The organism is Stieleria sedimenti, assembly GCF_025060895.1.
In the GTDB taxonomy this organism is placed as follows: domain Bacteria; phylum Planctomycetota; class Planctomycetia; order Pirellulales; family Pirellulaceae; genus Stieleria; species Stieleria sedimenti.
In genome coordinates, this window is sequence record NZ_JANZKV010000113.1 from 1 (window position 1) to 9,306 (window position 9,306).

Below are 9,306 nucleotides of genomic sequence, written 5' to 3' on the forward strand. Positions count from 1 at the left end.
TGCAAAACTGGAACTAAGGGCAGCCTGTTCGGGGCTCATGTACAGTGGCGTACCGATGACGACCTGAAAACTCGTGTAGATCGTGCGATCTGTAAGACGCTGTCCGATCGCTTTTGCCACTCCAAAGTCGATCACCTTTGGTATCGCTCGACCATCCTGTTCCGTCACGAGGACATTCGATGGCTTGATGTCGCGATGGATAATCCCTTTGCGATGGGCATGCTGTATCGCTTCACAGACACTTGCAAACAGCTCCAATCGCTCGGAAATCGTGAGCCTGTGCTGATCGCAATAGTCAGTAATCGCGATTCCGTTTACCAGTTCCATCACGAAGTAGGGCCGACCTTTTTCAGTCGTTCCCGCATCAAGCACTTTGGCGATATTGGGATGGTCCATCACGGCAAGTGCTTGTCGCTCCGCTTCGAACCGAGCGATGACAGCATCCGTATCTAGCCCCGGCTTGATTACCTTCAGGGCGACCCTTCGACGCAGCGGTTCTTTCTGATCGGCGACGAACACGATTCCCATTCCTCCTTCGCCGATCCGCTCGCGAAGATGGTAGGGTCCAACTCGATCGTCAGAGGTTTCGACCGACGTCGGTAAAGCAACGGTTGCGTCCGCGTCTTCCAGGTGAGCATCGCCCAGCAGACTCTCGGGCTGTTCGTGGGCCACCAAGCGCTTCTCAATCCTTTGCCTTAGCGCATGGTCATCGCCACATGTTTCACCGAGAAAAGCGTCGCGAGCCTCTTTCTGCCCGATCTCGATCGCCTCAAGAAAAATTCTCTTTTCCTTTTCTGATGAGTCGGAAGGCATGGTCGGTTCCCCGCGTTTTAACTTGTTTGCAATTTGTAATGCGTCGTCCAGAGCCAGGATGTCTCAGTCATTTTAGGATTATTCTGCCGGATCATCTTCCAGGACCTCAGCACGCCCCCATGCCCGAGCGTAAGTCCAACAACGATAAGCGGGTGCACGCGAAACCGCGAGTGCGACGGTGGCTTCGTCTACACTCATGCCTCAGCAACTCGTCGTAGACGAGAGAAAGCAGTTGTTCTGCAGATTTCGCGTCACCGTTCTCGATAGGTTCGAGAATTTGTGTTACGTCGGAAATGTGTGAAAACTGTTGGTGGTCGAGCAGCGAATTCCAGCTGCCATCACTTGTATTGCCTAGATAAGGAATCATTGTAGCTCACGAACGAGCTTGCAGATCAGGCCAGCGAGGCCCGCCCGCTTTCACTTGACTAGAACAACAGCCCCAGGTCCTCAAACTCCATGTCGAGCTCTTCGCGCTGATCACCGCCCCTCGGCTTCCTATCGAGGCAATTTGCGGCGAAGCGACCGTGCCAACCCTCAAGGCTTGGACCGACGACTACATTGGAAACCATTCGGCGAAGGATGGCACGATTGAGCAATTGGAGATAACCGCGCGGAGCCTTTGCCGTCACTTCGGCGTAGACGAGCCGATCGATTCGTTCACGGCTGCCCGATACGGTGGTCGACGTCCCCACGAATGCCTGATCCAAAAATGGGACGATATCGATCTGATCGCCGGAAAGATGACGATCCGATCGGAGAAGACACCGCCCGTCCGCGAATGCCCGATCTTCCCCGAATTGCCGCCGCACCTGATCAGGGCAAGACACACAGACACCGACGATCGCCAAACCGCACAGGACACCGCACTCCGCACCGCAGACAGCGCAGGACACCGCACAGCACGTGAAGACAGGGGATCAAGGAGGATCAGGGGAGATAGCGATCGAGACGGCGAAAGACGGGATTCGTCTCGATCTGGCCGATCCTGGCGTCATCAGAATGATGAGAGATAGCTACCCCGCTAGGACTTGAACCTAGAATGACTGAACCAAAATCAGTAGTGTTGCCAATTACACCACGGGGTAGTGACTTGCGTCTGAGCGGAAGTTTAGCAACTGATTTCCATCTGCTGAATAGGAGTCGGCAAGATCTTTTCAGGTTCGCGGCGGAAAATTTGTCGCAGTTTCGACTCCGGGGCCTCAACTGGCATGAAATTGTTCCGCTCGCGGGCGAATTGGGCTGCTTGCTCCCGCCGACCTGAGCTCCCCAAACACGCCGAACTTGTCCAAATCCCCCAGAAAAGGCGGCGAAGATCACTCCGACGGTGGATCTGGAAACCAGTGCAGGCAAGCAGGATGCTCACCCCGCGGTGGGACTTGATTCGGCGGGGAATTCGAGGGGATCGGGGTTCTTTTCTCGGGTGATGTGCAGGTCGTGCAACAGGGCCGCTGCCGCGTTGTAGGCCCGCAGGTAAAGGGCATAGAACACGGGAACGAGGAACAGCACCAAAAACGTCGCCAGACTCAGCCCGAACGCCAGCGACGCGGCCATCGGGATCAGCAATTGGGCTTGGAACGAGCGTTCGAGCATCAACGGGATCAACCCCGCGATCGTCGTCAGACTGGTCAGCAAGATCGGCCGAAAGCGGCGTTGGCCCGCATCGGCGAGCGCTTCCATCGGCGGGTGGCCTTCGCGGACACGCACGTTGATGAAATCGATCAGCACGATCGAGTCGTTGATCACCACTCCCGACAGCGCGACCAGGCCGAACATGCTGAACAGCGTCAGCGGAAGCCCCAGGATCGCGTGCCCCCAGACCGCTCCGATCATCCCAAAGGGCACGATCATCAGGATCAAAATCGGCTGGACGTACGAGCGGAATTGCAAAACGAGCAACACGTACATCGCGATGATGGCGATTCCAAAACCCACCATCAGGCTGCCGACCGACTCGCGACTCTGTTCCGCTTGGCCTTCCCACCGCACCTGAACCCCCGGAAACTGCTTCGCCATCTCGGGCAAGTAGTTCGCCTGCAGGTCCGCGATGATCAGCGACGAGTTGGCGGTTTTCCAATCCAAGTCCGCACTGACGGTGACCGAACGCTGTTGGTCGACTCGATTGATTTCCGAAAAGCCGCGCTTGAGCGTGACTTCGGCGAGTTCTTCGATGGGGTGCTCGTTTCCGGCGGGGTCGCGGACACGAATCTCGCGAAAATTCACCAGCGAGCGGCGTTCCTCTTGGGGGTACCGGACCATCAACTTGACTTCATGCCGCCCGCGTTGCAAACGCATCGCTTCGGCGCCGAAATACGTGTTGCGAACCGTGTTGCCCAAGTCCGTCGGCGTGATTCCCGTCGCCAACGCGTTGTCTTTGACGCGAAATTGAAACTCCCATTTCCCCGGCGTGTTGTCGTCGGCGATGTCGAACACACCGTCATAGGTGGCCAAGCGGGCTTTGACCGCGTCGGTGGCCTGAAGCAATTGATCTTCATCGTCGCTGTCGGCCAGCAATTTAAATTCGATCGCTTTGCCGCCCGGGCCGACTCCGACGCTGCCGTAGGTCACGCTTTCCACTCCGGCAAACTCACCGGCCTCGGCCCGCCACATCGCGAGCAGATCCTTGCTGTGGATATTTCGAATGTTGGTGTCGTGCAGTTCCGCAAAGATCTGCCCGACGTTGCTTCCCGAGCCGCCGCCGCCGGCAGGGTTTTGCGTGTTGGTCGTGTTCCCGACTTCGCGATACGTCAGCCGCACCGGTCCAGAGATGACGTCATTGCTGCCCGGGTACAGGGTCTTGATGTCGATGCCTTCCTCCGCCACGCGTGCCTGGGCAACTCGTTGGCTGACTCGCCGCAGTGCACGCTCCATCTCCCGCGTCGCCCGATCGGTTTCGATCGCGGGGGTTCCGTCGGGAAACACGATGACGGCCTGTAAGAAGTTGTTGTCGGATTTGGGGAACAAGATCGATGGAACGATCCCGCCACGAATCATCCCCCACGTTCCCAACGCCATCATGATCGAGACCGCGATCGGGATCATCGGATAATGCAAACTGAATCGGAGTGCGGGAACGTAGAGGCGATTGCAGACAAAATTCAATCCGGCGGCGAATCGTTCACCGAGCCACGCCAAGAGCAATCCCAGCGGTCGCAACGGGTAGGTGACAATTTCCAGCACGCGAAAGAATCCGGTGTGCGAATGCGCCAGGTGACTCGGCAGCACAAAGATGCTTTCCCACAATGAAATCACCAGCATCGCGATCACGGCAAAGGGAATCACGGCCATGAATTTCCCCATCACCCCCGACACAAAAAACATCGGTGCGAAGGCGATGACCGTGGTCATGACAGAAGCGGTGACGGAAGGAAACACTTCCATTGCGCCGTCGATCGCAGCCTGTTTTCGCGTCTTGCCCATCTGGCGGTGCGCGTAAATGTTTTCGCCGATCACGATCGCATCGTCGACCACAATCCCCAATGCGACGAGGAAGCTGAATAACGACAACATGTTCAGGGTCTGGTCACCCAGGGCCAGCGCCGCTCCGGCGCCCAAGATGGAAACGGGAATCCCGAGTGCGACCCAAAACGCCAATCGCATCTCGAGGAATAATGTCAGCACCAGAAACACGAGCAGCAACCCCTGCAACCCATTGCGCCGCAACAGGTCCAATCGTCCACGGACCTCCGTGCTGGTATCACTCCAAATCTCAAACCGGTACCCCGCCGGCAATGTCTTGTCGGCCACGTAGGCACGGACATCGTTGACCATCGCCAACAAGTCTTCACTTTTGGAGCGTTCGACATTGACGACCATCGCGGGTTCGCCGTTGATTTCACCGACCATCGTGGAATCTTCGAATTCATCTTTCACGGTGCCCAAGTCGTCGACGGTCAGCACGACCCCGTCGGGCCGAGTGACGATCGGCAAGCGTTTGATCTCCTCGCCCACGCGGCCCTTGTTCTTCGCCCGCAGCAAGATCTCCTGACCTTCGGTTTTCAATTGCCCGCCGGGAAGCTCGACGTTGTGGGCACGCAGAATCTCGGCGACCTGGGTCAGCGTCAGGTCGTGGCTGCGGAGCGTCGACTCGGGGATTTCCACATCGATCTGGTACGGCCGCGTGCCCATGATGGACGAGGACGAGACGGTCGGCAGCATCAACACGTCGTCGCGGATGCCTTCGGCGATTTCCCGCAGCTTCAGTTCCGCTTCCTGCGAATGGTCTTGGGGGCCGATGATCCCGATGCGGATGGCGGCGTCGCGAAACGTGATCTGCTGGATCTGCGGGTCCTCGGCCAACTCCGGAAAGCTCGGAATGCGATCGACTTCGCGATCGATTTCCGACATCACCTTTTGGACGTTCTTGACGTCTGATCGCAGTTCGGCGAGCACGTACGCACCGCCTTCCCTGGCGATCGAGGTGACTTTTTTGATCCCGTTGATCGAGCGAATCGCTTCTTCCACCTTCTGGCAGATCGCTTCCTCGCTATCCTTCGGGGTCGCTCCCGGATAAGGCACCGTGACCATGACGACCTCGAGTTCAAATTCCGGAAACACCTCTCGGCGCATTTGAACCAACGAAAGCGCACCGATGATCATCAGCGCCATCATCAAGACGTTCATACCGGGCGCATTGGTGATGGCCCACGTGATCAGTCGCTTCATTCTTAAATCTCGGCTCGCGCAGGAAGCCCTTCTGGCGGAATCGAATCGAGTGGCGAAACGACCACATAGTCACCGACGGCCAAGTCCGACGAATCCGCTTCGCAGACCCAAACGCGATCGGGCGATTGCAGTGATGGTGCCAGCGTCGGGTCAAGTCCCCGGTCTTCTCGCAACCGCAGTGAGTCGACCGGATAGACGGTTTGCGAGTATTGGACCAAACCCGCTTTCCAGGCAGCCGGGTCAAACGGCTGCTCCTGTGGACCTTCCGATTCATCGTCGGATGAAGGAGCGTCCACGTCAGTTGATGACGTGGCAGCCACGGCCGGCGGAACCGATTGGGCCGCTTTTTTCGCCGCGGCAATCTGCTCGGTCAGAACGGACTCGTCCGCCTTGAATTTCCAGACACGGTTGCCGGGACGAAGGGCCTTGGCGGGAATCACGACCAGTTCGGATTGGGGACGCAGTTGCAAGCGGACTCGGACGAACATGCCACGCAACAACGCATTGGTGCGATCGGCAACTTGGTCCCGCCCCTTCTCATCGATGTAGTGCGTCGGGTCATCGACCAGCAAACGTACCGGCACGGTGCGTGTGTTGGGATCGATGCCGATCCCGTCGTAGGAGACCAAAACGCCGTTCCAGCGATGCACGGTTCCTTGCCGTCCGGCGACTTCGTATTCGATGATTGCTTCGGTCGTCGGCAAATCGTATCCGGCCGTTTGGCTGGTTTGTTCCTGATTCAGTCCCCGTTTCTGGTCCAGCACCCAATGCAGTTGATCCATTCGCATGCTGGCGGCGACTTCCACTTTCTTCGTGTCCTCGATCGTCACCAGTGTGGTGCCGCGATTGACAAAGGAATTGACATCGGCTTGCTCACTGACGATCACGCCGCTGATCGGGGCAACGATCGTGCAGCGTTTCAGATTGACCTCGGCCGCACGCAGCTGTGTCGCGGCGAGTTGTTCGGCGGCCTCCAGTCGCAACCGCCGCGAACGCAGCAGGTCGAGTTGGTTTTCCAGGGTGACGAGTTGTTGATCGGCTTGCAGCAACGCGCTTTTGGCCTTGTCGACCTCCGCCGGGCTGGCGAATGTTTTCAGGGCGGTTTGGCGATCGACTTCTTTCTGCTGCAATTTCACATCTTGTCGCGCGATTTCGATCGAACGCTGCGTGTTGGCAATCTCTTGATCGTTTTCGCTGATCGCTCGGTATTCGCGATCCCGTTGGTTCTTTAACTGCTCGACTTCCAGCTCGTAATCCTGCGAATCGATTCGCATCAGGACCTCCCCTTGCGTGACGATCGAACCGGCTTCGCAGTTGGCAGATTTTTCGATCACCGTTCCGGCGACTTCCGATGCCACACGGGCCTCGCGAAAGGGAACGACGGTCCCATCGATCACGAGTTCCAGTTGTTGACCGGTTTCGGCGAGCGAGCGGACGCGTTCGACGCGGGTCGCCGGCAGCGATTGAAGCACGGCAGCCGGCGACGTGTCCGGTGGCGGGACGGGTTTTGCTTCGGCAACGCCCAGGGTGCGAACGATCAGGACACCGGCGAGTATCAACAGGACGGGGATCGCGACGTTGTACAGCAGGAACAGATCCCAGCGTTTGGGTCGGGCAAATTCGTGTGGTGAAGCGGCGGAGTTGACCACATCGTAGCCACTTTGATCACCGACTCGTGCCGCCGCTTGAGACCCCAGTTCCCCTCCCCCCTTTCGGGCGGACACCTCTGTATCATCGGCGTATTCAGATTGCGTCGTCAGTGGCATCGGCAGATGGCCCATCCGTTGAATTCGAGAAGACAAGAAAAGTCGTGTCGCGAAGAGTATAGCTTGAAGGCCAATTTCAGCCCCCTGCCAATTCGGCTTCGGCGAGTTGACGGACCTCCATCGTCGACAATGAATGCGTTTCCGCCAAACGCCGTGCGTCGTCGTCTTCGACTTTGACGCGTTTTTTGCCGCCCGGCAGCGTGACCGATTTTGCCTGGATCGGTCCCAACGAGGTGTCGATCGTGATCGACTGCCGCGGCAACGTGTCCCGGTCGGCAACGTAGCGGCGGATTCCGATCGAGGGGGTGTGCTGAAAGATCAACTCTTCCAGTTTCGCGGTTTTCTCCGGGCGTGTCATCACCGACAGAATCACGCCGCTTCTGCCTTTCTTCATCGTGCAGGGCGTTTGAGTGACATCCAGCGCGCCGGCGTCCATCAACCGGTTGGCACAATCGGCGATCTGTTCGCCGGTCGCATCGTCCAGATTCGTCTCCAGCACCACCACCTGGTCGTGGTGGGTGTGGGCATGCCCGCTGGACGTTTCGTCGGCTTGGCGCCGACCGAGTAGGACGCGAAGCATGTTGGCCTGGTCGGGCAGATCCATGGTGCCGGCACCGTAACCGATCGAGTCGACGATCATGGATGGAATCGGGCCAAATTCGGTGCACAACTCTTTGAGGATCGCCGCGCCGGTCGGCGTGGTCAACTCTTTGGCGATCAAGCAAGACGCGATCGGGATTCCAGCCAGGATTTCAGCCGTCGCCGGTGCCGGGACCGCCACGAGCCCATGATCGATCTTGACCGATCCGGTTCCCGTCGGAACCGGCGATGCCATGGCCGAAGTGATGCCCAAACCCGTGATCGCCACGGCGGCACCGACGATGTCAGCGATCGAATCGATGGCCCCGACCTCGTGGAAGTGGACTTTTTCCAACGTCGTCCCGTGCACCTTGGCTTCCGCGACCGCGACGTGGCCGAAGATCCGTTTGGCCAGCGATTTGGCCGTCTGGTCGATTTCGCCCGCCGAATCGATCATGTCTGTGATGTGATGCAAATGCCGGTGGGCATGCTCCGGCGGATGGTTGATTTGAACCGAAACGGCACGGAACCCGCACTTCTTGACCTCGCTGGTCGTGATCGACAGATCCGGCAACCCCATCGATCGAATCGCCGCCTCGATCGCCGCCGCATCGGCACCCAAATCGATCAGGGCCCCCAGCGTCATGTCGCCGCTGATCCCGCTAAAACAATCGAAGTACGCAAATCGTGTCATCGCTGGTCAGAGAGTGATTGGGTGATTGGAAATGGAGAGGGAATCTGTAGGGTACCCCAGCGCATTCGCATGCCGTAGTGGCCCCTTTCCAAGTATTGGTGTCTACACAAGTCGCAAGACTCGAAGTCACCCTCCCTTTGAGGGTGGAGCCGGTCAATGTACGAGTGGCCGGGGAGGGTTCGTTGTGGCTTGGAATCACTCCGTCACAACCAATCGCCCCTCCCCTCGCTGCGCTCGACCCTCCCTGCCAGGGAGGGTGACTTTAGATGTGTCGACATCAATGCCTTCCAAGAACGGCCGCTGATCGCCCCAGAAAGCCCTGGCCACGACCACCCAGGGATTCGCCGAAAAAGGGGAGCGGAAAGTGATTGCTCTCGACAGGGTCACAGGGTCGCTATACACAGTCCACGAAGGTCGTTATACTCCGCGACCCTCAAAGCGACCATGGATCGCGAGAACCCGGAGAGAGGCTTCGGGGCACAGACACAAATTACCAGCGTTCTTTCGAGAGCGTCACCCGGTGAGAGATTCCGATGAAAGTTGTCAGCAGCATTGGCGCACTGAAGTATCGCCACCCCGATTGCCAAGTCGTCAAACGTCGTGGTCGGGTCTACGTGATTTGCAAGAGCAATCCGAAATTCAAAGTCCGTCAGGGCGGCGCGAAAGTTAAGAAGACGCGTCGTTAATCTTGCGTGTCAGCTCAATTTTCGGGTTGCGTTTGCTGAGCGGAAAAGGGGTCAGGTAGAAATGACGCGGGCACACGTGTTGGTGAACAGGCTTTAGCCCAATACC

At 58.1% G+C, this 9,306-nt stretch carries 7 protein-coding genes, 1 tRNA gene and 1 pseudogene; 1 reads left to right on the plus strand and 8 read right to left on the minus strand.

The window, feature by feature from the left end; translation table 11 throughout:
* The 8 genes and pseudogenes from NZK35_RS15745 to larC form a co-directional block, all read right to left on the minus strand.
* A partial coding sequence (locus tag NZK35_RS15745; protein WP_259633492.1) for a serine/threonine-protein kinase occupies positions 1-813 on the minus strand: 813 nt, incomplete at its 3' end.
* Positions 814-891: 78 nt separating this feature from the next.
* Positions 892-1,011: a hypothetical protein gene (locus tag NZK35_RS34925; RefSeq protein WP_407699796.1), complete on the minus strand. Its 120-nt coding sequence runs from the start codon at positions 1,009-1,011 to the stop codon at positions 892-894.
* A gap of 13 nt (positions 1,012-1,024) precedes the next feature.
* Positions 1,025-1,180, minus strand: a pseudogene (locus tag NZK35_RS34930) (ECF-type sigma factor); the annotation flags it as partial.
* A gap of 58 nt (positions 1,181-1,238) precedes the next feature.
* On the minus strand, positions 1,239-1,520 hold the full coding sequence (locus tag NZK35_RS15755; protein ID WP_259633494.1) for a hypothetical protein: 282 nt from the start codon (positions 1,518-1,520) through the stop codon (positions 1,239-1,241).
* A 306-nt stretch (positions 1,521-1,826) separates the two neighbouring features.
* Positions 1,827-1,898, minus strand: a tRNA-Gln gene (locus NZK35_RS15760).
* A 274-nt stretch (positions 1,899-2,172) separates the two neighbouring features.
* Positions 2,173-5,475: an efflux RND transporter permease subunit gene (locus tag NZK35_RS15765; RefSeq protein ID WP_259633495.1), complete on the minus strand. Its 3,303-nt coding sequence runs from the start codon at positions 5,473-5,475 to the stop codon at positions 2,173-2,175.
* A gap of 2 nt (positions 5,476-5,477) precedes the next feature.
* The gene (locus tag NZK35_RS15770) at positions 5,478-7,277 is read right to left on the minus strand and encodes an efflux RND transporter periplasmic adaptor subunit (protein ID WP_259633496.1); all 1,800 of its coding nucleotides are present in this window, start codon (positions 7,275-7,277) and stop codon (positions 5,478-5,480) included.
* 40 nt (positions 7,278-7,317) lie between these two features.
* Positions 7,318-8,514 (minus strand): nickel pincer cofactor biosynthesis protein LarC, encoded by a 1,197-nt coding sequence (larC, locus tag NZK35_RS15775; RefSeq protein WP_259633497.1) that lies wholly within the window; start codon positions 8,512-8,514, stop codon positions 7,318-7,320.
* Positions 8,515-9,047: 533 nt separating this feature from the next.
* Between larC and ykgO the strand changes: the two genes are divergently transcribed.
* Positions 9,048-9,200 carry a type B 50S ribosomal protein L36 gene (ykgO, locus tag NZK35_RS15780; protein ID WP_094417406.1) on the plus strand — a complete coding sequence of 51 codons (153 nt, stop codon included), beginning with the start codon at positions 9,048-9,050 and terminating at the stop codon, positions 9,198-9,200.
* The last annotated feature ends 106 nt before the right edge of the window (positions 9,201-9,306 follow it).